The organism is Methanobrevibacter ruminantium M1, assembly GCF_000024185.1.
GTDB classification, from domain to species: Archaea; Methanobacteriota; Methanobacteria; order Methanobacteriales; family Methanobacteriaceae; genus Methanobrevibacter; species Methanobrevibacter ruminantium.
Genome location: NC_013790.1, coordinates 2,304,988 through 2,327,836, shown reverse-complemented (window position 1 = coordinate 2,327,836; position 22,849 = coordinate 2,304,988). Strand labels below are relative to the sequence as shown.

General features: G+C 32.3%; 20 protein-coding genes and 1 tRNA gene. 11 read left to right on the top strand and 10 right to left on the bottom strand.

What is annotated here, in order from left to right; all coding sequences use genetic code 11:
* The first annotated feature begins 273 nt into the window (after positions 1–273).
* A complete protein-coding gene (gene rpsJ / locus MRU_RS09010) occupies positions 274–582 on the top strand; it encodes a 30S ribosomal protein S10 (protein ID WP_012956602.1) in 309 nt (102 codons plus the stop codon).
* A 130-nt stretch (positions 583–712) separates the two neighbouring features.
* Positions 713–795: transfer RNA gene (locus MRU_RS09005), tRNA-Ser, on the top strand.
* A 731-nt stretch (positions 796–1,526) separates the two neighbouring features.
* Here MRU_RS09005 and MRU_RS12205 read toward each other — a convergent pair.
* The 3 genes from MRU_RS12205 to MRU_RS08995 all read right to left on the bottom strand — a co-directional run bounded on the left by MRU_RS12205 (position 1,527) and on the right by MRU_RS08995 (position 5,259).
* Complete coding sequence (locus tag MRU_RS12205) at positions 1,527–1,649, bottom strand: hypothetical protein (RefSeq protein ID WP_012956601.1); 123 nt, start codon at positions 1,647–1,649, stop codon at positions 1,527–1,529.
* 170 nt (positions 1,650–1,819) lie between these two features.
* The gene (locus MRU_RS09000) at positions 1,820–4,537 is read right to left on the bottom strand and encodes a cation-translocating P-type ATPase (RefSeq protein ID WP_048812646.1); all 2,718 of its coding nucleotides are present in this window, start codon (positions 4,535–4,537) and stop codon (positions 1,820–1,822) included.
* A gap of 308 nt (positions 4,538–4,845) precedes the next feature.
* On the bottom strand, positions 4,846–5,259 hold the full coding sequence (locus tag MRU_RS08995) for a UPF0146 family protein (RefSeq protein WP_012956599.1): 414 nt from the start codon (positions 5,257–5,259) through the stop codon (positions 4,846–4,848).
* 220 nt (positions 5,260–5,479) lie between these two features.
* Here MRU_RS08995 and rimI point away from each other — a divergent pair, with 220 nt between their 5' ends.
* A complete protein-coding gene (gene rimI, locus MRU_RS08990; RefSeq protein WP_012956598.1) occupies positions 5,480–5,926 on the top strand; it encodes a ribosomal protein S18-alanine N-acetyltransferase in 447 nt (148 codons plus the stop codon).
* Positions 5,927–6,013: 87 nt separating this feature from the next.
* Here rimI and MRU_RS08985 read toward each other — a convergent pair whose 3' ends face one another.
* The 4 genes from MRU_RS08985 to MRU_RS08970 form a co-directional block, all read right to left on the bottom strand.
* The gene (locus MRU_RS08985; protein WP_012956597.1) at positions 6,014–6,943 is read right to left on the bottom strand and encodes a hypothetical protein; all 930 of its coding nucleotides are present in this window, start codon (positions 6,941–6,943) and stop codon (positions 6,014–6,016) included.
* A 64-nt stretch (positions 6,944–7,007) separates the two neighbouring features.
* The gene (locus MRU_RS08980; RefSeq protein WP_012956596.1) at positions 7,008–8,426 is read right to left on the bottom strand and encodes an adhesin-like protein; all 1,419 of its coding nucleotides are present in this window, start codon (positions 8,424–8,426) and stop codon (positions 7,008–7,010) included.
* Positions 8,427–8,729: 303 nt separating this feature from the next.
* A complete protein-coding gene (locus tag MRU_RS08975; protein ID WP_012956595.1) occupies positions 8,730–9,080 on the bottom strand; it encodes a hypothetical protein in 351 nt (116 codons plus the stop codon).
* Positions 9,081–9,174: 94 nt separating this feature from the next.
* Entirely contained in the window at positions 9,175–9,405 is a 231-nt protein-coding gene (locus MRU_RS08970; protein ID WP_012956594.1) for a zinc-ribbon domain-containing protein, read from the bottom strand.
* A 273-nt stretch (positions 9,406–9,678) separates the two neighbouring features.
* Between MRU_RS08970 and MRU_RS08965 the strand changes: the two genes are divergently transcribed.
* The 6 genes from MRU_RS08965 to MRU_RS08940 all read left to right on the top strand — a co-directional run bounded on the left by MRU_RS08965 (position 9,679) and on the right by MRU_RS08940 (position 16,330).
* A complete protein-coding gene (locus MRU_RS08965) occupies positions 9,679–9,906 on the top strand; it encodes a hypothetical protein (protein ID WP_012956593.1) in 228 nt (75 codons plus the stop codon).
* A 78-nt stretch (positions 9,907–9,984) separates the two neighbouring features.
* Positions 9,985–10,374, top strand: a complete 390-nt coding sequence (locus MRU_RS12095; protein ID WP_012956592.1) for a hypothetical protein — start codon at positions 9,985–9,987, stop codon at positions 10,372–10,374.
* Entirely contained in the window at positions 10,361–11,110 is a 750-nt protein-coding gene (locus tag MRU_RS08955; RefSeq protein WP_012956591.1) for a hypothetical protein, read from the top strand. Before MRU_RS12095 ends, MRU_RS08955 begins: the two co-directional genes overlap by 14 nt.
* Positions 11,111–11,517: 407 nt before the next feature.
* Positions 11,518–12,597 carry a glutamine-hydrolyzing carbamoyl-phosphate synthase small subunit gene (carA, locus tag MRU_RS08950; protein ID WP_012956590.1) on the top strand — a complete coding sequence of 360 codons (1,080 nt, stop codon included), beginning with the start codon at positions 11,518–11,520 and terminating at the stop codon, positions 12,595–12,597.
* Positions 12,598–12,704: 107 nt separating this feature from the next.
* Entirely contained in the window at positions 12,705–15,881 is a 3,177-nt protein-coding gene (carB, locus tag MRU_RS08945; RefSeq protein WP_012956589.1) for a carbamoyl-phosphate synthase large subunit, read from the top strand.
* A 170-nt stretch (positions 15,882–16,051) separates the two neighbouring features.
* Positions 16,052–16,330, top strand: coding sequence for a hypothetical protein (locus tag MRU_RS08940; RefSeq protein ID WP_012956588.1), 279 nt, complete (start codon positions 16,052–16,054; stop codon positions 16,328–16,330).
* A 403-nt stretch (positions 16,331–16,733) separates the two neighbouring features.
* Here the strand turns inward: MRU_RS08940 and MRU_RS08935 are convergent, their stop codons facing one another.
* The 3 genes from MRU_RS08935 to MRU_RS08925 all read right to left on the bottom strand — a co-directional run bounded on the left by MRU_RS08935 (position 16,734) and on the right by MRU_RS08925 (position 20,044).
* Positions 16,734–18,011: a dicarboxylate/amino acid:cation symporter gene (locus MRU_RS08935; RefSeq protein WP_012956587.1), complete on the bottom strand. Its 1,278-nt coding sequence runs from the start codon at positions 18,009–18,011 to the stop codon at positions 16,734–16,736.
* A gap of 221 nt (positions 18,012–18,232) precedes the next feature.
* Positions 18,233–18,664: an amino acid-binding protein gene (locus MRU_RS08930; protein ID WP_012956586.1), complete on the bottom strand. Its 432-nt coding sequence runs from the start codon at positions 18,662–18,664 to the stop codon at positions 18,233–18,235.
* A 78-nt stretch (positions 18,665–18,742) separates the two neighbouring features.
* Positions 18,743–20,044 carry a phenylacetate--CoA ligase family protein gene (locus tag MRU_RS08925; RefSeq protein WP_012956585.1) on the bottom strand — a complete coding sequence of 434 codons (1,302 nt, stop codon included), beginning with the start codon at positions 20,042–20,044 and terminating at the stop codon, positions 18,743–18,745.
* 566 nt (positions 20,045–20,610) lie between these two features.
* Between MRU_RS08925 and MRU_RS08920 the strand changes: the two genes are divergently transcribed.
* Complete coding sequence (locus tag MRU_RS08920) at positions 20,611–22,260, top strand: sodium:solute symporter family protein (RefSeq protein WP_012956584.1); 1,650 nt, start codon at positions 20,611–20,613, stop codon at positions 22,258–22,260.
* 9 nt (positions 22,261–22,269) lie between these two features.
* Positions 22,270–22,383: a symporter small accessory protein gene (locus tag MRU_RS12240; protein ID WP_012956583.1), complete on the top strand. Its 114-nt coding sequence runs from the start codon at positions 22,270–22,272 to the stop codon at positions 22,381–22,383.
* Positions 22,384–22,849: the final 466 nt, after the last annotated feature.

The following is a 22,849-nucleotide window of genomic DNA, read 5'->3' as shown; positions in this document are numbered from 1 at the left end:
CATTAATTAAGTTTTAATTATTTTTTCATAATTTTTTTATATAAAAATTATCATTAGGCTATTTTTAAATAGTAACTTTGTATTTTGTTTTGAAAGATTTAATTTACTTTAAATTTTTCTTATAAAAATTTATTGTTAGGTTTTAAATAATTTTATAAGTTTTTAATCTTTAGTATGGTTCTATTCTTAGGTTAATTAATTTTAATCTAGTTTAGATCTCTTAAAGATTAAAACTAGATTATTATTTTTGCCTAGGATAGGGAGGATTAAAACATGAATCAAGCAAGAATTAAGCTTACTGGAACTGATCCTGAAAAACTTAACTATGTTTGTGACCAATTAAAGAAAATCTCTGAAAGAACTGGTGTAGATATTTCCGGTCCTATTCCATTACCTACCAAAAAATTAGTTGTTCCTACTAGAAAATCTCCAGATGGAGAAGGAAAAGCTACTTGGGAAAAATGGGAGCTCCGTATTCACAAACGTTTAGTCGGTATTGGTGCTGACGAAAGAGCTATGAGACAAGTTATGAAAGTTAACGTTCCAGATAACGTAAGTATTGAAATTGAACTTAAAAACTAATTAATTAAGTTTTGTTTTTTAACTTAATATTTTATTTAAGCATATTATGAAATTGATCTGAAATATTATTTTCAGTTCATTAAATTCATTTTATTTTATTTTAAGATTATATTATTTATTATTTTCATATGCCGAGATAGTCTAGCCTGGTAAGGCGCGGGACTTGAAATCCCGTGGGTACCCCCCGCCTGGGTTCAAATCCCAGTCTCGGCGTTTTTTCTAAATTCTTTTTTTATATGCTTTTATTTTACTTTCAACTATTTTTTTTAAATATTTTTTATTTCACTTTTAAAGACTATTTTTTTTATTATTCTGATTTTTATTTAGTTTTTAAAATTTTATCATTTTTTGAATAGATTTAATTAATTTCTTTAAATGATTCTATTTTTCTATGGGTTTGAAATTTTTGAACAATTTTCCTATTAATTTTAATTAAATTTAGCTTATTTTAAAATTAATGGTTAATTCAATTTATGATGTTTTAATTAGTTGTATTTTAATTTTAATTGATTCATATATTTTGATTATTTTTTTAATTAAACAGTATGTAGATAACACAGTTTTATTTTTGTGTTTTTGTGCATTTTTGTAAAAATGATTTTTATTTTTTGTGGTGTTGTGTTTTTGTGATAGATCATTTTTGTGTTTTTGTGCAAAAATGAATTTTCACAGATAAACTATTTAAAAAAGAGAAACTCGATTGAAATTTTAGAAAAAAGAGTCTAAATAGTTTAAATAATTAGTTTTAAAAAAATAATCACTTAAAAAAGAGTTTAAATAAGGATTTTAAAAAAATAAGCAGTTAAAAAGGGTATAAATAATAATTATAAAAAAATAAGCACTTAAAAAAAGGGTTTAAAGAATAATTAATTAAAATTTATTAAAAAAAAGAATAAATGGTGGTTAATTAATATTGATTAAAAAACCAATATTAAAAGTTAAATTTAGAAATCTGCAGAAGAGCCTTTTCCAATTAAAGTCATTAATGCAATAACAACAATAAATCCTCCAATCATAACTAAACTCATCCAAAAGAGACCACTTGCAATATCTGCTATTAAATTCATAATCTTCCTCCTTAAATCATTAATTTAATTAATAATTATAAAATAATTATAAAATTAATTTTTACTTAATAGTAGTTTTATTTAATATAGTATTTAAAATTTAATCTTTTTTCCTAACTCATTTTGTTTTTTGTTGTTTAGTCAAGTTTTTTTATTTTAATATTTTCCTCTTAGTTGATTAGCCTATTAGCTATTTTATCAGTGACTAAAATGATTGCAGATAATATAATTACCAAGATCCAATCGAATGGCTCTATTGGGCATGTTTTGAATATTATTTGCAAGTATGGCACATAGATAACCAGCACTTGGAGTATGAATGTTCCAATAAGTGAAAATATAAGCATCTTATTTTTCACATTTGATTTTGACCTGTAATTTAATGCATTGAACAATTGGTATAACACGAATACTGTAAATGCCATGGTAATTGCCTTTGTTTTACCATATGGTGAATTTAGTCCCAATTCATAAATGAATAAGGATAAGGTTCCAATTGTCATTACAATTCCTGAAATTGTAATCTTAATCAATGTCTTCTTATCTAAAAGCTCTCCTCTTTCAGGTGGCCTTTCCATAATATTGTCTTCAGAGGCCTCCAATCCTAATGACTGTGCTGGAGGGCCATCCATTATAATATTAATCCAAAGAAGCTGGATTGGAGTAAATGGAGTTGGTATAGGAAGCAATGAGCCTATAGTGATTGTTAATATAGCTCCTATATTTGTTGAGAGCTGGAATTTAAGGAATCTCTTAAGATTGTCATATATTGTCCTTCCCTCTTTGATTGATGAGACTATTGTTGCAAAGTTGTCGTCTTGAATAATCATATCAGCAGACTCTTTGGTGACCTCTGTTCCGCTTCCCATTGCAACTCCTATGGCTGCTTTTTTAAGGGCCGGAGCGTCGTTGACTCCGTCACCTGTCATTGAAACGATATGGTCTTTGCTTTGCAGGATATCAATGATTCTTCTTTTTTGCTCTGGATATACTCTGGCATAAACCTTGATTTCCTCTACGATATTTCTATATTCATCATCATTCAATCTGTCCAGTTCCTCACCGGTCAGCACATGCTTGCTAAGGCTCTCACAATCCTCTTTTGATAATATTCCGATTTCTCGGGCAATGGCTGTAGCAGTGTCCTTATGGTCTCCAGTTATCATTACGACTTCAATTCCTGCTTTTTGACAGCTTGCCACTGCATCTATCGCTTCGGCTCTTGGAGGATCCATTATTCCAAGAAGTCCTGTGAAGATTAGGTTTCTTTCCAATTCCTCTTGGATATCATGTATTTTATTATCATTATGGCTATTTTTTATCTTATTGTAGTCTTCCTCATCTATTTGCTTATAGGAAAGCCCAATGACCCTTAATGTTTTATTGGTCATCTCATCAATCTTGCGGTTTATTTTGGATATGGTTTCAGAATCGATTTCTTTGATATTTCCATCTTTTTCTATCCTATCGGATAGGTTTAAAATCAATTCAGGAGCTCCTTTAGTAAATATGTAATATTCTGTTTCATTCTGAGTTTCCTTTTTATAGATAACGCTCATTCTCTTTCTGTTGCTGTCAAAAGGAATCTCATCAAGACGTGTGTAGGAGTGTTCAGGGTCTAATTTGTCAAATCCATGGCCTTTTGCAAAGTTATATGCTGCTATATCTGTAGGGTTTCCGATTAATTGGCTTTCTTCTTTGCTGTTTTCAGTCTTTTTGCTGTCTTCTTCACTACTATTTCTAGCCCTATTATTATCTTTTTCTAGAGATTCATACTCTCCTTCGTCTACAGTTTCATATTTTGCATTATTACAAAGGCCTGAAATTAATACTGATTTGTCATTATCCAATAAGAAGTCTTCCCTAACAGTCATTCTATTTTCTGTTAATGTTCCAGTCTTATCTGTACAGATGAATGTACATGAACCTAAGGTTTCGACTGAAGAAAGTTTTTTAACTATTGCATTTGATTTAGCCATCTTTTGCATTCCTAAAGCCAAAGTCAATGTTAAAACGGCAGGTAATCCTTCAGGAATTGCAGCTACAGCCAAGGAAACTGCAGTCATAAATCCTTCTATGATATTATAATCCTGGAAGAAATCTATAAAGAATACTCCAATACAGACTGCAATGGATAAAGCTCCAATTCTTTTTCCAAGCTTGTCCACTTTTTTAGCCAAAGGAGTCTCCTCATCTTCTTCTTGAATCATAGTGGCAATCTTTCCGATTGTAGTGTCCATTCCAACTGCAATCACAACACCAGTGCCTCTACCGGATAATACATTGGAATTCATTGAGACAATCTTTTCTCTTAATTCCTCCTCTTGGTAATGGCTTGAAATATTTCTTATCTTTTCCTCAAGATTGCCCATATTGGAATAATCAGCATTTTTTCTAACCTCTTCAGACTCTCCAGTTAGCAGAGATTCATCTATTGTAAGGTCATAGCTTTCAACGAGAAGCAGATCTGCAGGGACTTTGTTTCCCTCTTCAATCAGGACTATATCTCCAATTGTAAGCTTTTCAGCAGGGATGATTTTTGTCTTGCCCTCCCTTCTTACATGGGCTTCCTTGCTCACTAGGCTTTTTAGTTCCTGCATGGCATTTTCTGCACGATACTCTTGAATAAATCCAATTATTGAGTTAATTATTACAACAATAACTATTACAACAGCATCTAAATGGTTACCAATTAGATAGCTGATTATCGCTGCAATTATAAGAAGAAAGATTAATGCATCGGCAAATTGTGATAAAAAAAGTTTTAACAGCCCGTCGCTTTCCTGCTCTTGAATCTTATTAGGGCCGTATTTTTCTAATCTTTCTTTAGCCTCATGATTGGTTAAACCTTCAATTGTGGTATTGTAGGTTTTTAAGATTTCCTCTATCAATTTATATCTCCTGATTGATTAAAAACAGTCTTGAATTTTTCTATTTTTAGTCTCTAATTGAGTTAAAAATAGTCTTGAATTTTTCTATTTTTAGTCTCTAATTGAGTTAAAAATAGTCTTAAATCTTTATTTTAAGGATTTAATTATATTTGTATTGATAAATTTTAGTATTATTATGTTTGATTTGATTATATAAATATTTAATTATTATTTAATAATAAATATTAAGGTATTTTTTATTAATTTTTTTGGATATGGTTTTTATTCTTTTAGGAATTATTCTTTCTTTTTCTTATTTATTGTGCTTATTCCTTTTGATAAATGTAAAATGAAGCCCTATTATAATTTTTCAATTTCATTCCTTTGGCTTTTATATTTAAATCTTCATTAAATAAAGGTTTAATTATTAAAGTGCAATCTATTTCATCTCTGATTTTCATAATGGCTTCTTGTATTTCGCCTGGAGGTCTGATTGAAAATATTATGTCTGCACCTTTGTAGATGTCCATATTTGGATTAAACACATCATCTTTAACGACATTCTCATTTGCAGGGTCTATGTCGGTCATTATAAGCTCTATGTTTTCATTTTCCCTTAAATGGTCAGATATTGTTTGGAATTTTCCAACTCCAATCTCTACAATCTTTGTTTTTCTATTGTTCTTTGAGCTATAATCATTAGATAGATTCTCAATGTATTCTTCTAAGTCATCCCACATTTTATAGTTTCCTTGATTTTGTTTTTTTGGATTAATTTATTCTTTTATTTATTTATTTATTTTTTTTCATTTGATTAATTTGGTCATTTAAGTCCTATTTTAAAAATAAGGCATTAAAATTTAAATTAAGTTTATATAATATATTAATCAATATTTACTATATAAAACTATATATAAAATGTTTTAAAAGTTTTATTGATTTTATTTTTAGGGTATTCATATGCTTATTCGCGAATTTCTTCCATCTGATCTGGCTAGAGTTTATCAAATTGAGGTAGAATCCTTTTCAACACCTTATGATATTCCTATTCTTAAGCAATTATATGATATTGGTGCAGGATTTCTTGTAGCAACTGAAAATGGTCAGGTTGTTGCTTATATTATTTTCTGGCTTAAAGAGGAAAACTTAGGTCATATTATCGCTTTAGCTGTAGATAGAAAGTTTAGGGGTCAACATATAGCAACTAGGTTGCTTATGATGGCTGTTACTGTTCTTAGAAATTGTAGCGTTCCTAAAATTACCTTGGAGGTTAAGGCTCAAAATACTCCTGCAATTAGCTTCTATGAAAAATTCGGCTTTAAAATAGAGAGGAAAGTTCCAAATTACTATGAAGATGGATCTGATGCCTATGTGATGTACTTTTATACAGATTCCATTAAAAATTAGTTTGTCCTTTGACATCTGTCTGTTGAATTAATTTTGCTATTTCTTTAAATTTAAAAAAAGGATTTAACTAATTTTTTTTCTTTGACTTTAATTGTCCTTTTTAGTTAAATCTAATTTGTAGCTTAAGTTATTTTTTGATTTCAAATCAGTTAACTCTCTTTTACATTTAATATACTCTTTTTCAACCTCTAAAAGGGATTTGACTAATCCTTCTCTATAATCATTTACCTTTTTTTGGTTTAGAAGGAATTTCTGTTGAGTATATGGTTTGGAGTTGATTATATTGGAAATCTCTCTTTCTTCTAGTTTTATATGGATTTCCAAATGTTCTATGAATCTTTCCATCTCTTCAACTGTTTGAGGAGTCTCTTCAATCTTATGGGTGTGTATAAGGTTGTATGTTGCTTCCAATTCCTCGAAATCTCTATCCTCATAAGCTTCCTTTGCATTGAAAAATAGGCTTTCCTCATATTCTGTTGGATTGAATAATAAATCAGGATGCATTTTTCTAATGCATTCCTTATAAAGAGCATCTATTTCTCTAACAGGCACTCTTCTATCCAGATTATTTCTATGCTCTTCGATAAGGATGTTTGTTCTTGCAGTCTCTGTTTCGAGTTCAATGTCCTCTTCTTTGAATTCATTTTCAATATGGTCTTCGATTTCCTTCATATTCAATCGAGGTTTATTTATCTTGGTTTCATTGATTTTTGCTTGATTTGGCTGCATTTCCTCTAGTTTTTTATTGAATAGATTTATCTCTTGTCTATTGACCATTTTTTTGATTAATTCAATTGTTCTTTTTGTTTTTTTAATTTTAAGTTTATATCCTTTTATTTTGTATTTATAAACTCCAAATTTCAAGGCATAATCTGTTTCAATGTCACGGCAGGTGAAGTTTAAAAGATGCTCTTCTTCAAAGATCTTGCTAGTTAGAATCTCTTTCAGATAGTCTATTTCATTGTTTAAACTATCTATTAACTCTTGATTTTCTTTTTCGCTAGTTTGAGAAGTCATCTTATTCCTCCTGCTTGTTTTTAATTGAAATAATATAGCTATCTAATTTTTTTAAATTAATCATTTATCTTTTCTTATTCAATCTTTTTGGCTCTTTTGATCTAGAATTATCATATTGGTCAAGGTCTACATTTTTGTGGAAAAGTTTAGTTGACCTTTTATTTTTGCTGTTTCTAGAGTCTCTGCTGTTTCTAGAGTTTCTAGGTCTTCCGCTATTTCTAGATTTTCTAGAGGATTGATTTCCTCTTGAATTATTATATCTGGCACTGTTTCTAGAATAATTGTCTCTAGAACCTCCTCTTGATTTTCTAGATCTGTTTCCACTTGCCTGATTTCTATAATAATTATTGTCCTTGCCTCTGTTTTTGATTCTCTTAATTCCTCTTCTTCCTTTTTTAATTAATTTTCTTATTATAATTGCCACTGCAATAATGACAACTATAATAATTGCTATTGGAAGAATGTCCAATAGGATATTTGAATTGTATTTTTGGAAGTCGGCATTTTGAGGGAAGTTCATATGAGCTGCATCGAAATCATCTTGAGTAAGGAGCGCAAAGTTATAGACCAAGTCATAATAACTGATTGTAGCTCCCTTATAGCTTATTGAATCTGGAGCCTTTCCATGCTCATTCATATAATCCACTACAATATCTGCCATTTCACAGTATTCATTGAATGAATATGTTCCCTTTGTAAATGCAGAGTATTCTGCAGGATTCTCTGGAGGGGCAAATTGTTGTGGAACATCTAGACTATATCCTACCAAATAGGATGCGCTCATATACAATAATTGCTGTGTGGTGTATGAGCCATAGGAATCTGCCATTGGAGTTCCAAATCCGTCAACAATCTTTTTGGAATCTTCTGCTAAGTATTTTGGATCCAGCTTGTGTCTGTTTATATAATCTGAGTCCAGTTTTCTGATTACTCCATTTGAATAGACTTGCTTCATCACTTCATCTGCAATGTATCCGTCTATTTCAGAGCTGCAATGGTCCAGGTTTCCATTGTCTGTTTCCCCATAGAACTTTTGTCCAGGCTGCAATAAGGTTATTCCAGAATCATATAGATATTGTCCAGGGTTTTGAAGGGATGCAAAGCTGGATGAAGACCAATTGTCGTCATAAGACCTTCTTAAGAAGTTTATGCTTGTAAGGTCAAGTGAGCCTGCATTCACATAGATTATCTTTTTGGTGGATTGTACTGAATAGCTTCCAAGGTCCACCAGGTTTCCGGCACAGGCATAGGCAATTGTTACAGCTATGTCGCAATCAGCATTCATTGCCCGAGTCCCTTCTCCAGGGTTTGAGGCATTCTCATCAACTATGACTGTAATTTGCCCATTTGATTTGGTCTCAATCTGCTGTTTGATATCATTTAGCATTTGCATGTCCTCATCGTGGCCTAAAACGTTGTCTGATGTTAGAAAGACAGTTGTTGCATGTGCCTCTTCAGCAAGGATAGGGCAAATAAGAACCAATGCTTATAATGGAATAAATGGAAATAATCCTTTTCATTTCAATCCCTTTAATTGTTTTTTTAAAATAGGTATTTTTCAATCCCTTTAAATTTTTTAAATAGGTTTTATAGTTACTAATTATATTTTATATTCTTTTTATTAAACTTTTTATTATTTAAACTTTTTAGTTTAATTTTCGAATTTGAAAAAATAAGCTTGTAAAATAGGAATTTTTTATAAAAAAATATTACTTAAAAAGTGGTGCTGTGTTTTTATATGTTCTTGATGGTGGGGGATTGTTTTAAAAAGTTTCTGTTGGAATAATTAAATTCCAACATCTTCTTCTTCAAGAACCCATTTGAGGGTGTCAATTCTTATGTCATTGGTCCAAATCATAGCATGCAATTGATTTTTTGCAGCTGCATCATCTTCTATAGATGCCTCTTCGTATCTTTCGTTAAGCTCATCCCCTCTTTGTACAAATTTATCAAGCAAGTCTCGAACTTGCTGTTCTTTGCTTGTTAATGTGCTTGTTAATATGATTGACTGCAATTCGGAACCTGCAAGAATGACTTTAAGTTCATTTGTTAGATTTTCCTCATCTTCTGCTCTGATTCCTGCAATTTTATCATTTAATTCTTCTATTTTAGCTCCAATTTCCTCTAATGATCTCATGTTTAATCTCCAAAATATTTAATAGTCATTTCTTATTAAAAATTATTTATTCAATAAATCTGTTAATTTAACTCTTTTTTTAAAAAGAGGTAAATTACTTTTCCATATCCCAATTTACAGGTTTTTTCTTTCGTCTTCCCCATTTTGTGTATCTGTACATTCCTTTATTGGTGTTTGTCATCCCTTCTCTTAAGTCAATTCTTTCTTCAGGCAATTCATCAATGTTTATTTCTTTCTTTTCAGTAAGATTAGTGCCGCATTGACTACAAAACTTTGCATAAGGGTCTAAAAGCTTTGCACCACATTTTGGACAAAATTGATTCATTTTTCCACCTTCTCTCTTTTTTAATAATGCAATCTATTGATAAATTTGATAGATAATTTTAATTAATTGTCTATATTATTTTATTGTAAATTGTTGTTTTTATAGATATCTAATTTTTAGCCATTGGGGTTATTTAATTTGATTTTTTTCACTACCCTTTATTTTTCTTTTTTTGGTTTAAATTTTTACAACTATCTAAAATTTTTTTATAGATGAAATATAAAGTATATATGCAAATTGAAAAATGATAAAAAAAATTAAAGGAATGTTCTTATGGAAGATGAAGTAATAGATGTTGAAGATTATGAAGTTAAGGAAACAGCAATAGTAGTTAGCGATGATGAAGAGGATAATGATTACTCTAAAAGTTCAAATGATAATAATTACACATCCAACACTACATTTAGAACTGCAACCATTAGCTTATCCAATGAAAAGTTAATTATACTTGCTTTAGTGGCAATTGTTCTCATTGCAATATTCTTATTGACATTTTGTTAATATCTGTTTTAATTAATATTTGCCAAACGGCTAAAACTAATTTATATGTTTGATTTTAAAATTCTTTTTATGATTTAAATGTTCTTAGATAGGTTTTCATTAGAAAGAAATGATTTGAACTTTAGAAAATATAATTTAGCAATCCTAATTGCTTCTTTGCTTTTGTATTTATTGAATATTTATTTTTTAAGTTCCTTTGGAGATTTCTTTAAATTTTATTTTGACGATTTATTTGCAATTATGGTATTGTTCAGCTTTTTAAATCTTGTTTTTCCATATAAGATAGACAATTTCTGGATAATTGTAATCATAACAATATTTGCAGCATTCTTTTGGGAATATGTTGCTTTATTCATTAAGCCAGGCTCTGTATTTGATTATTTGGATATTTTGGCTTATTTTCTATCTATGGTGATTTATTTAATTTTGATTTATGCTTTTGAAGGTGAATTGAATGTCTCATTTTGATAACTCTGATTTTAATAAGGATTTAGATGTGAATAATCAATATGATCCAGTAAAAGGCAATGATAAAGCATTCAATGGCAAATATTCACTTAATTTTTCAATCTCTCATAATGATCCTAATTTCTCTAATCTTGCAATGTCTTCTAGTATAATCTCTGAAACCACTCTTGAAGAAGATTGCATTCTTTTAAAAAAGAAATCCTTGCTTAAGCGAAAGTCTTTAGGCTCTCAAAAGATTTATTATAGGGAAATTCTTGAATTGGACTTGATTAAGTCCACTCTATCATCTTTATATAGTTCCATAAGGATAGTTTATTCTAAAAACGGATATTCTAAGAGGGTCTTGTCTTTAAGCAGTTCTGATGGATTTGCTGTAAGGTGGTTTTATGATGCCTTGGTTGTGAAGTATTCCTATGTCAAGTCTGGTTTGGATAAAAAGTATGATTTTAATTCAAATGAGTCTGATTGGATAGAAGCGAATGAATCTAATAAAAATACTAGTTTATCTGGTGATTTAACTAATTCTAATGATTTAAATGATTCTTCTATTAAAGAAGATGATTTGAATAATTCTAATGGCTCCAATTCTGGCGATGAATCTCATAATTCTCTTTCTTCTAAACAGTCTAAATTGTCTGATTTTGTCTCTCAAATGAATAAGGAGCTTTCAGAGGAAGAAACTAGAAGCTTAAAAAAGAAAATGAAATTTGAGAGATGTTCTAGCGGAGAATACTAATCTTTTCTTTTTTTTGATAATATTTCACTTGTTTTTTTTTCCATTTTTCTTTTAATAGTTTAGCATTAATTCAATTTTTAAAATATTCTTTTTTTAATAGTTAACTTAAAATATTTCAAATTTCAAATATATTATTATAATAAATTATAGTCTCCTTAATGTAAATTTTGTAATGAAAGATTTATTTCTATAATTATTGATTAAAAAATTAATAAAAAACTATTGATTTTTATTATTCAAAAGGACTTATAGAATCATTTAAATTAAATAAATTACATAAATAATTAAGGAAACTTAATAGTTTTTATTGAAGATTCTTATGGTTTTATAGGAATTTTAAATTTTATTTTTATTATTTAACTAACTATAGAAATTCAACAAAATACAATGAATTATTTGGTGATTAAATGGGAAATGAAGCAAAATTAGCTTTGGAAGATGGAACTGTCCTAAAAGGTAAAGCCTTTGGTTATGAAACTACGACTGTAGGTGAGCTTGCTTTTTCAACTGGCATGTCCGGTTATACAGAAAGCCTAACAGACCCTTCCTTTAAGGGACAAATATTAATGAGCACATATCCTTTGGAAGGAAATTATGGTGTAAGCGAAGATTGGTATCAATCTGACAGTGTTCATGTAGAAGGATTTGTAGTAAGGGAAGCATGTAAGAAATTATCCAATTTCGGAACTAAAAAGACCTTGGATGACTTTTTAAAGGAATTCAAAGTATCTGGAATCGAAGATATTGATACAAGGGACTTGACTTTAAAAATCCGTGAGAAAGGTTCATTAAAGGCAGCCCTTGCCACTGAAGAGATTGATGATGATGAACTTGTTGCAAAGGCACGTGAACATACAAGCATCACTGAATTGGATTTGGTTCCATTGGTTTCAACTCCAGAGATTAAGGCTTTTGGAGACTTTGACAAGACTGTAGCTATTATTGACTGTGGAGTTAAAAGGAATATCATTAAATGTTTCCTTGAAAACAATATTGGCGTTGCCCTTTTCCCATATGATACAGATTATCAAACAATTCTTGATTATGGAGTTGATGGGCTTATGGTCTCTTCAGGCCCTGGAAACCCTGAGAGATTAACCAGCACAATTGAAAATGTGGAAAAATTGCTTAACAGATTCCCTGTATTCGGAATTTGCATGGGTCAGCAAGTAATCGCTAAGGCATTTGGCGCAACAACATATAAAATGAAATTTGGTCACAGAGGAGCAAATCAGCCAGTTAAGGACTTAAACACTGGAAAAGTGTTTATCACTTCACAAAACCATGGATTCTGTATTGATCCTGAATCTTTAGCTGGAAGTGACTTGGAACTCAATCAAATAAACTTAAATGACGGCACTCCTGAAGGATTTTTGCATAAGGAATTGCCTTTAAGGACCATTCAGTATCACCCGGAATCCGGTCCTGGACCTAATGATACTAAGGTCTTGTTTGAAGAGTTTGGCCAAATGATTAGGGAGTACTAGATATTGGGAAAACAAATTGAGTCATTTTGAGGGAAAAAACTTGAATCATTCTAAATAAACATTCATTGTATTATTAAACTAATTAAGATTATTTAAGAGAGGATAAGATGCCTGTTGATAAGGATATTAATAAAGTGCTTATAATTGGTTCTGGGCCTATTCAGATTGGACAAGCTGCTGAGTTTGACTACTCCGGTTCACAAGCTTGTAAATCACTTAGGGAAGAGGGTTTGGAAACTGTTCTAGTTAACAGCAATCCAGCTACCATTCAAACTGATATGGATATGGCCGATACAGTTTATACAGAGCCTTTAACTGCAGAGCTAGTAGCTCAAATTATTGAAAAAGAGAATATTGATGCGATACTACCTACCATGGGAGGACAGACCGGTTTAAACATTGCAACTGAACTTGGAAAATTAGGTCTTTTGGAAGGAATAAAGGTCATAGGTTCTGACGTTCAAACAATTGCAGATGTGGAAGACAGAGACCTCTTTGCTAACTTTATGGATAGGCTAGATGAGCCTATTCCTAAATGTCATGCAGTGGAATCTGTTGAAGGGGCTTTAGAAGCTGTCGAAGAAATCGGATACCCTGTCATCGTACGTCCTGCATTCACTTTAGGAGGTACCGGTGGAGGAATAGCCCACAATAAGGAAGAGCTTATTGAGGTAACCACCCACGGTCTTGACATGAGTTACATCAACCAAGTATTGATTGACGAATCCGTTTTAGGATGGAAGGAAATCGAATTTGAGGTAATGAGAGACAAGAACGACACCTGTATTATCGTATGTAACATGGAAAATGTGGACCCTATGGGAATTCACACTGGAGACAGTATAGTGGTTGCTCCTATTCAAAACCTGAATGATGAGGTCTGTCAGCGCCTAAGAGACGCTTCCATTAAGATTATCAGAAACCTTGGAATCAATGGTGGATGTAATATCCAATTTGCATTGAACCCTGAAACCAACGAATACAAGATTATTGAAGTTAACCCACGTGTAAGCCGAAGTAGTGCGCTAGCATCCAAGGCTACCGGTTATCCTATTGCAAAGATCTCCTCCAAGGTTGCACTTGGACTTACATTGGATGAGATTCAAAACGACATTACAAAAGAGACTCCTGCTTCCTTTGAGCCATCCATTGATTATATCGTTGTAAAAATCCCAAGATGGCCGTTTGACAAGTTCAAAGGAATCGACAGAAAGATTGGAGTTCAGATGAAGGCAACAGGAGAGGTAATGGCTATAGGAAGAACCTATGAAGAGGCCATTCAAAAGGCTATCCGTTCATTGGATATCGGCCTTCATGGATTCGAGTATCTTGAATACACTGAAGACAACCTTGCAAACCCTACCGATGAAAGGCTCTTCCATATGTACTCTGCAATCAAGGACGGAAGAAGCGTAGAGGAGCTTGCAGAGCTCTCTAAGATGGATGCATTCTTCCTATACAAGATTGAAAACATAGTTGAGTTTGAAAATCAGGTTACAAAAGAGGCTCTTGAAGATGAAGAATTCTTGCTTAAGGCTAAAAAATTAGGATTCTCCAATTTCACACTTGCAAAGCTTGCAGGAATTGAAGAAGAGGATGTTAAAGCACTTCTTGATAAATTTGATATTAAGCCATCCTATAAGATGGTAGATACCTGTGCTGCTGAGTTTGAAGCTAAAACCCCTTATTATTACAGCAGCTATGACAAAGGAAATGAGCTTGTAAAGTCTGACAATAGAAAGATTTTGATTATCGGCGCAGGTCCAATCAGAATCGGTCAGGGAATTGAGTTCGATTACTGTTGTGTACATTCTTCCCTTGCCTTAAAGGACCAAGGAATAGAAACAATTCTTGTAAACAACAACCCTGAAACTGTAAGTACTGACTATGACGTTTCAGATGACTTGTTCTTCGAACCTTTAACCTATGAGGATATTATGGGAATCATTGAACAGGTAGAGCCAGAGGGTGTCATCGTTCAGTTCGGAGGTCAAACATCAATCAATCTCTCTGTTCCTCTTGCAAAGGCTGGAGTCAAGATATTAGGTACTCCATATGAAAGCATTGATAGGGTTGAAGACAGGGAAAGATTCACTGAAGTATTGAATGACTTGCATATTCATCAGGCCCCTTATGGATTGGCCAATTCATTTGATGAGGCAAAAGAGGCAGCAGAAAGAATAGGCTTCCCAGTTCTTGTTCGTCCGTCCTATGTTATCGGCGGAAGGGCGATGGAAATCGTCTATGGTGTAGATGAGCTTGAGGAATATATGAAAGAGGCTGTAAAGGTCTCTCCAGAGCATCCTATTCTTGTGGACAAGTTCCTTGAAGATGCTGTAGAGCTTGATGTAGACCTTTTATGCGACGGGGAAGACGTATTCATTGCAGGTATTATGGAGCACATTGAAGAGGCTGGTGTCCACTCAGGAGACTCTGCTTGTGTAATACCTCCTCAAACCATTCCAGAGCATTTGCTTGAAGTAATCAGAGAAAATACAAGAAAATTGGCTTTGGAATTAGATGTCATTGGGCTCATGAACATTCAATATGCTGTTAAATTGGATGAGGAAAGAGTTTACATCATTGAAGCTAACCCAAGGGCGAGCAGAACCGTTCCATTTGTAAGTAAGGCAATTGGTGTTCCTCTTGCAAAGGTTGCAACCTCCTTGATGATGGGCAAGACCCTTAAGGACTTTAATTTAACCAAGGAAATCAAGATCAATCACGTAGCTGTTAAGGAATCTGTTTTCCCATTCTTAAAGCTTACAGAATCTGACAGTGTCTTAGGTCCTGAAATGAAATCCACAGGAGAAAGTATTGGTATTGATGAAAACTTCGGCCTTGCTTTCTATAAGTCACAGCTTTCAGCGGGAATGGACTTGCCTAAGGAAGGAAACCTCTTCATCAGTGTAAGGGAACAGGATCAGCCTAAGATTCAGCCGATTGCAGAGAAGGCTCATGCTTTAGGATTTAATATAATGGCTACCAAGGGTACAGCCAATTCAATATTTGATGTTCCTATTACAAGGGTCAAGAAGGTTTCCCAAGGACAGCCTAACATTAAGGAAGCAATTTTAGATGGAAAGGTTGATATGATTATTAACACTCCTCATGGTGAACAGGCTTCTAAGGACGGCTATACAATCAGACGTTTAGCTGTAGAGCTTGGAATTCCTTATGTGACTACCTTAGCAGGAGCAAGAGCTGCTTTAAATGCAATTGCAGCTGTTAAGGAAAATGATTTAAAAGTTAAGTCATTAAATGAGCACATTGCTAATATTTAACTAGCTAATTGCTCTTAATAACTTTTTAATCATTCATTTTTAATTTTTTATAGTTTTTTAATTATTCTAATTATTTTAATTGTTTTATAAAATTTAATTATTTGATTAATTTTTAAATTTTTATTTATTTTCATTTCTTGATAAATTTACAAATTTGGTTTGGTGTTAAAATGCCTTTTAAAATCGATAGTGCTATTGTTAAAAAAGATATGGACTCCGGCAAATATGATTTGGTGGATCCTGAAGGAAAATTCTCACAAGCGGATGCTTTAATGGTCATTAATAGTGATGATTTCATTACTGTACAACTTATAATAAATGCTATTTTAAGAAATGACTTTAAAGCATGGAAAGATGTAAAATGGGAAGGTGGAGACAGTCTTAAATCCCTTTTAGTTAAATTAGGATATGGTAAAGAAGAAATAGTTGAAATGTTAAAGGAATTTTAATATTTTAACTAATTTTTACTTTTTTTTAAACTTTTAACATTCTTTTTAGCTTTTTAATTTATACTATTTTTTTGTTTTTCATATTTTTGCTTTTTTTATTATTTTATAATTTTCTTTATTCAAATATCTTCAAATATTTTTAATTAGTTTTATTTATACTTATTCTCTATTTAATGCTCTTAAAATGAGATATTCTAAAAATAAAAAAGAGTAAATCTGTAATTGTCATTTAGAATGATAAAAAGGAGTAAAGTTTAATTCTCATTTAAAATGACATACTTAAAAAAGAATAGATTCCAGCTTATTGGGCTGGAAATTATATATAAACTATTTTTCTAATATTTTTAAAAAAAAGAATAGGTTCCAGTTATCAAACTGGAAACTGTTTAGGAAGTTCCTTTTGTTATGAACTTCCCTCGGCTTGTTTTTTACCATTAAAAACATCCAAATCTATAGACTTGTTCTTAAATGATACAATTATAGTACATATTGCATCACCTGTTACATTTACAGCAGTTCTAAACATGTCTAAGATATGATCTATTCCCATAATGATTCCTATTGCATCTACAGGCAATCCTATTGAAGTGAATACCATATTTAAGGTAATCAATCCTACTGAAGGAACTCCAGCAGTTCCTATAGAGGCCATCACTGCAGTGAAAATTACTGTAAGTAGCGCACTTGCTCCTAAATCCATTCCATAAGCCTGTGCAGCAAACATTACTGCAACCCCTTGCATTATAGCGGTTCCATCCATATTGATGGTGGCTCCAAGAGGGATTGTAAATGATGAGACTTCCCTTGAGACTCCAAGTTCGCTTAATTTTTCTAGGTTCAATGGAATTGTTGCATTTGATGTTGAAGATGAAAATGCAAATAGCATTACAGAATAGAATTTCTTAAAGAACTTGATCGGATTCAATCTTGTAAATATGACCATAAGTGACGGATAGACAATGAATGCCTGCACTGCAAGGCCTATGAGCACACATATTACATATTTGCTCAGCGGCATAAGACCATCGAATCCTAAGGTTGCAAATGTCTTAGCCATAAGACAGAAAACACCTATTGGGGCAAATTTCATGACTATTGAAGTCATTTCCATCATGATTGTGTTGCCTTCCTCAAAGACCTTGTTTATGGTTTCTGTCTCTTCCTTTAGCTTAGCTAGAATGATTCCTACCAGTACTCCAAAAATGATTACTGGGAGCATGTCTCCATTTGCCAATGAGTTGATTGGGTTGTCTGGAACCATTCCTAAGATTGTATTGGTTATTGTAACATTGGTTGAAACGTTTGAGGCAGTTGCAAGGCCAGCCATATGCAGTCCTGCACCTGGATGGATGAAGCTTGCAATCAGAAGAGCTATTGAAACTGCAAGGGCAGTTGTAATAAGGTAGATGAGGATGGTTCGCCCACCGATTGTACCAATCTTTCTAATGTCTGAAATTGAGGCCACCCCTACCACAATCGAACAGAAGACAAGAGGAACAACCAGCATCTTCATTAGCTTGATAAATATGTTTCCTCCTAAGTAGAAAACGTTATCTATGAGTATTATGTCAATAAATTGGCTGTGAACATACAAGTTTAATATTACGCCTGTTATTAGGCCTAAAACCATTCCGATGAGTATCCAATTTCCAAGACTAATGCTTTTTAATCTATCTAACATTTTATTCTCCGTTATGTTTCTTAATATTATGTATGTTAGTAAAGTAATTTAATCTTTTTTAATTAATTTGGTTACGTTTATAAAAATAGATGTGGGAGGATATTTCTGCTTAAATTTCTAAGTAAAAATGGTTAAATAAGTTTAAAAATTCTTATTAAGTTTAAAAATAGTTAAAAAAGTTTTAAATGTTAAATAAAATAAAAAAAGAAAAGTAAGAAGATTTATAATTCAGCTAAATCTTCTTTGGATAAGAGGTTTGCATTAGCATTTTCAAGTGCTTTTAAACCGTCTTCATAGTTTCCAATCTTAACAACAACAATAGCTTCATCAGTCTTGGAGCTGACGAATGCATAAAGGTATTCCACATTAATATGCTCTTTTTCAAGGATTTCAAGCATTGTGTTCAATCCGTTTGGTTCGTCCTTTACTCCTACAACAATAACTTCAGTTTCTTTAACTGTAAAGTTTTCTTCCTTTAAGGCTTTTATAGCTAATTCGTTGTCTGAAACGATTAATCTTAAAATTCCATATTTGGAGCTGTCTGCAATGGAAAGGGCTCTGATGTTAACTCCAGCCTGGGACATTGCATTAACTGCTTTTTTTAATTTTCCCTCTTTGTTTTCAAGAAATACGGAAAGTTGTTTTACGCTCATAATATCATCCTAAATACTAATATTTGTTTATTTATCAATTATTAAAATTCTAATTATTAATCAAATTAATTTAATAGTTTAATCAAAGTTCCTCTCATCAATTACTCTAATTGCTTTTCCTTCGCTTCTTGGCAAGGATTCAGGCTCTACTAAAGTCACATCCACGCTTATGCCAATAGCGCTTTGAATCTTTTTGGCAATTCTTCTTTCAAATTCTTCTATCTTTTTCATCTCATCTGAGAATACTTCAGGTGAGGTTTCCACTTTTACCTCTATCTCATCAAGGGTATGAGGTCTTGATACATGAATCTGATAGTTTGCAGTCAATCCTTCAATCTGTAGGATAGCTGTTTCGATTTGTGATGGGTAAACCATGACTCCTTTGATTTTTAGCATGTCGTCGCTTCTTCCAGTGATTCTATCCATTCTTACAGTGGTTCTTCCGCAAGGACATTCATCCCTTCTAAGTGCGGTCATATCCTTTGTCCTGAATCTGATGACCGGCATTCCTTCTCTTGTAAGGTTGGTCAAGACCAATTCTCCTCTTTTGCCGTCTTCTAATATTTCTTCGGTTTCAGGGTCAATGATTTCTGGATAGAAATGATCCTCTTGAATATGAAGCCCTGTCTGATATTTGCACTCTGCAGCAACTCCTGGACCCATCAATTCAGTAAGTCCGTAAATGTTATGTGCAGTGATTCCTAATTTTTCCTCTAGGCTACGCCTCATCTCTTCAGTCCACATTTCAGCTCCGAAGATTCCTCCGTGCAAGCTGATGTCATCTGCAGTGTATCCTTCCTTTTCAAGGGATTCTGCCAAATACATTGCATAGGATGGAGTGCAGGTGAGAATGTCGCTTTGGAAGTCTTCCATGATCTTCAATTGTCTTGCAGTGTTTCCAGAAGACATTGGTATTACAGTGGCTCCCATTACTTTAGCACCGTGGTCTATACCGAATCCTCCGGTAAACAATCCGTATCCATAGGAATTTTGGATTTTTGAGTTTTTATCTCCGCCAGCCATTGCAATGGCCCTTGCAGTGCACTCTCCCCAAATGTCAATATCCTTTTGTGTGTATCCGGAGACGACAGGTGTTCCGGTTGTTCCTGAGGTACTGTGAATTTCTATAATCTCATCATCGCTTACTGCGAATAATCCAAATGGATATGCTTCTCTTAAATCCGCTTTGGTTGTAAATGGTATTTTGGTAATGTCATCAAGGGTTTTTAAGTCATCTGGATGAAATCCTGCTTTATCAAACTTTTCCCTATAGAAGGGTACCTTTTCATAAACTCTCTTTACTTGTTTTTGGAGTAAGGCAAGTTGCATTTCTTCTTTTTCTTCCTTATCCATACATTCTGCATTCTGATTCCAAATCATATAATTTCTCCATGATTTTTCTTATTATAAGTATAATTTTATTATTTTTAAAAAAAGTTTTGATTTTACATAATTTTTATTATTTTAAAAAAACTTTTATATTTTTATAACACTATTAACTTTATTACTAATCATTAATAAATTTACTAGTTTAAAATTTCTTAATATTGTCTAAAATGTACATTTTTTATTCATTTCTGCATATTTTATTTTTATTTTTTCAAAATATTCTTTTTTATTATTCTATTAACCTAATTAAGACTTGATTAAGTTTTATGTTATTTTTTAATTAGATAATTTTTAATTTTCTAAAAAAATTTATATATAATATTAATTAAAAATTAATTTGTAAAATTATTATTACTAAACTTATAATTTTATCATTTTTTTAAAGTGAAATTATAGTTAATTAGGTTTATAATTTTATCATTTTTTTAAAGTGAAATTATAAATTATCCGGTTTATACTTTCTCAATTTTTTAAAGAGAATATAATGTTCCGGTTTATAATTTTATCATTTCTTTCACAATATATTTTTATTTAAATTTTTATTTAGAGGTCATTGAATGAATTACTTTTTACTAGGAATTGTTTTTATCGTTTACTTCCTTATGGTAGGTTACGTAGGTTACCTAGCATGGAAAAGAACAAATTCCTCTGAAGACTTTTTGGTTGCAGGTAGAGAAACTCACCCATACATTATGGCATTAAGTTACGGGGCTACTTTTATCTCTACGGCAGCTATTGTCGGTTTTGGAGGAGTGGCAGGTAAATATGGTATGGGTATACTATGGCTTGCATTCTTAAATATTCTTGTAGGGATATTCATTGCATTTGTATTCTTCGGTAAAAGAACTCGTAAGATGGGTAAGAATCTTAACTCCCTAACCTTCCCTGAGTTTTTAGGCCGCAGATTCGATAGTAAATTCATACAATACTTTAGTGGAGTTTTAATCTTCTGTGCTATGCCGATTTATGCGGCAGTGGTTCTTATCGGTGCAGCAAGATTTATGGAAAGTTCTTTAATGCTTGACTTTAATCTGGCCCTTTTCATATTGGCTGTCGTAATTTGTGGATATGTGCTTTTCGGCGGTTTGAAGGGTGTTATGTATACTGACGCATTGCAAGGAACAATCATGTTTATCGGAATGTTGATTCTTCTTGTATTCATCTATTGGGTATTGGGCGGTGTTACTGAAGCAAACACTGCACTTACAAACATGGCTCACCTATATCCTCCTGATGCCTTGGCAGAAGGTGGTACAGGCTGGACAAGCTTCCCTAAACTGGGAAGCCCATTCTGGTGGACTCTCGTAACCACTATCATCATGGGTGTAGGTATTGGAGCATTAGCTCAGCCACAGCTTGCAGTAAGGTTCATGACTGTAAAATCCAATAAGGAATTGCACAGGTCCCTCTTGATTGGAGCTGTCTTCATTGCTGTTATGACCGGTACCGCTTATATCGTAGGTTCATTATGTAACGTATACTTCTATCAGAACTTCGGTCAGATTGCAATTGACTATGTAGGTGGAAATATGGATTCAATCATCCCTACATTCATCTCAACTGCACTTCCTGAATGGTTTGTATACATATTCCTCTTGTCCTTGCTTGCAGCGGCAATGTCAACCCTTTCCTCACAGTATCACACTCAAGGTACTGCATTAGGTCACGATATTGTAGACGCATTTAAAAACAGAGGAACTACCCGCGAATATACTGATGAGGAGATTTTGGAAGGCTCTTCAAAAGAGGAAACTAGAATAGGATTTATTTCAGTTAGCCAATTAGGTATTTTGATTGCTGTAGTGTTGTCTTTAATCATTGGTCTTATTTTGCCTGGAGGTATTGTAGCTCTTGGTACATCTCTCTTTATGGGATTATGTGCAGCAGCATTCCTTCCGGTCTATTGTGCAGCCTTATTCTGGAAACGTGCAACAAGAAAAGGGGCAATTGCAGGTCTTTTATCCGGTACATTCACAAGTCTTTTCTTGCTTGTATTTGTATATAAGAAAACTGCTGTTGGCCTTGGAATCTGTAAGGCCTTAACTGGTATGGACATGCTGATTAATGTAATGCCTTGGTATTCAATTGATGTGATGGTATTTGCAATACCTGTTTCTGTAATATTTACAGTTGTTGTAAGCTTGCTTTCACCTCCGATGGATGAAAAAGTAATTAAAAGGTCATTTGAGGGACTTTCTGAAGAATAAGGTGATATCATGATGGTTTTTGGAATAGAAGATCCTTGGATTTGGGGAGTTTATGTTTTACTCATTGGAATGACATTGGTTTGTGTTGCCTACGGCGCATTAAACTGGAATAATGAGGATTAATTAAATCCTTATATCTTTTTTATTATTGATTGGAATATATGTTTTAATTATTTATTCCTATTTTTATTTTTTAGTTTTATTTAATTATTCGTACCTCATATTAGAATTGTTGGGGTTCTGTTTGAGATTAAATGTTCTATTGCCAAATGTTTAATTTCAGATGGAATTCCAACAAAAAACTTTTTTTTCTTTTTATCATTCTTTAACTTAATTCTAACAAAAGACTTTTTTCTTTTTATCATTCTTTAAGTTAATTCTAGCAAAAAGCTTTTTTTCTTTTTATCATTCTTTAACTTAATTCTAACAAAAGACTTTTTTCTTTTTATCATTCTTTAAGTTAATTCTAGCAAAAAGCTTTTTTTCTTTTTATCATTCTTTAACTTAATTCTAACAAAATATTTATTAATTGATTAGAATAAAAGATATATTAATCAATAAGTTTTTAAACAACTTTCCATAAGAAAGT

Bases quoted from the DNA above. Each gene is read 5' to 3' on its own strand.
- rpsJ (WP_012956602.1), top strand. From the start codon at position 274: ATGAATCAAGCAAGAATTAAGCTTACTGGAACTGATCCTGAAAAACTT.
- MRU_RS12205 (WP_012956601.1), bottom strand. From the start codon at position 1,649: ATGAATTTAATAGCAGATATTGCAAGTGGTCTCTTTTGGATGAGTTTA.
- MRU_RS08995 (WP_012956599.1), bottom strand. From the start codon at position 5,259: ATGTGGGATGACTTAGAAGAATACATTGAGAATCTATCTAATGATTAT.
- rimI (WP_012956598.1), top strand. From the start codon at position 5,480: ATGCTTATTCGCGAATTTCTTCCATCTGATCTGGCTAGAGTTTATCAA.
- MRU_RS08985 (WP_012956597.1), bottom strand. From the start codon at position 6,943: ATGACTTCTCAAACTAGCGAAAAAGAAAATCAAGAGTTAATAGATAGT.
- MRU_RS08975 (WP_012956595.1), bottom strand. From the start codon at position 9,080: ATGAGATCATTAGAGGAAATTGGAGCTAAAATAGAAGAATTAAATGAT.
- MRU_RS08970 (WP_012956594.1), bottom strand. From the start codon at position 9,405: ATGAATCAATTTTGTCCAAAATGTGGTGCAAAGCTTTTAGACCCTTAT.
- MRU_RS08965 (WP_012956593.1), top strand. From the start codon at position 9,679: ATGGAAGATGAAGTAATAGATGTTGAAGATTATGAAGTTAAGGAAACA.
- MRU_RS12095 (WP_012956592.1), top strand. From the start codon at position 9,985: ATGTTCTTAGATAGGTTTTCATTAGAAAGAAATGATTTGAACTTTAGA.
- MRU_RS08955 (WP_012956591.1), top strand. From the start codon at position 10,361: ATGTCTCATTTTGATAACTCTGATTTTAATAAGGATTTAGATGTGAAT.
- carA (WP_012956590.1), top strand. From the start codon at position 11,518: ATGGGAAATGAAGCAAAATTAGCTTTGGAAGATGGAACTGTCCTAAAA.
- carB (WP_012956589.1), top strand. From the start codon at position 12,705: ATGCCTGTTGATAAGGATATTAATAAAGTGCTTATAATTGGTTCTGGG.
- MRU_RS08940 (WP_012956588.1), top strand. From the start codon at position 16,052: ATGCCTTTTAAAATCGATAGTGCTATTGTTAAAAAAGATATGGACTCC.
- MRU_RS08935 (WP_012956587.1), bottom strand. From the start codon at position 18,011: ATGTTAGATAGATTAAAAAGCATTAGTCTTGGAAATTGGATACTCATC.
- MRU_RS08930 (WP_012956586.1), bottom strand. From the start codon at position 18,664: ATGAGCGTAAAACAACTTTCCGTATTTCTTGAAAACAAAGAGGGAAAA.
- MRU_RS08925 (WP_012956585.1), bottom strand. From the start codon at position 20,044: ATGATTTGGAATCAGAATGCAGAATGTATGGATAAGGAAGAAAAAGAA.
- MRU_RS08920 (WP_012956584.1), top strand. From the start codon at position 20,611: ATGAATTACTTTTTACTAGGAATTGTTTTTATCGTTTACTTCCTTATG.
- MRU_RS12240 (WP_012956583.1), top strand. From the start codon at position 22,270: ATGATGGTTTTTGGAATAGAAGATCCTTGGATTTGGGGAGTTTATGTT.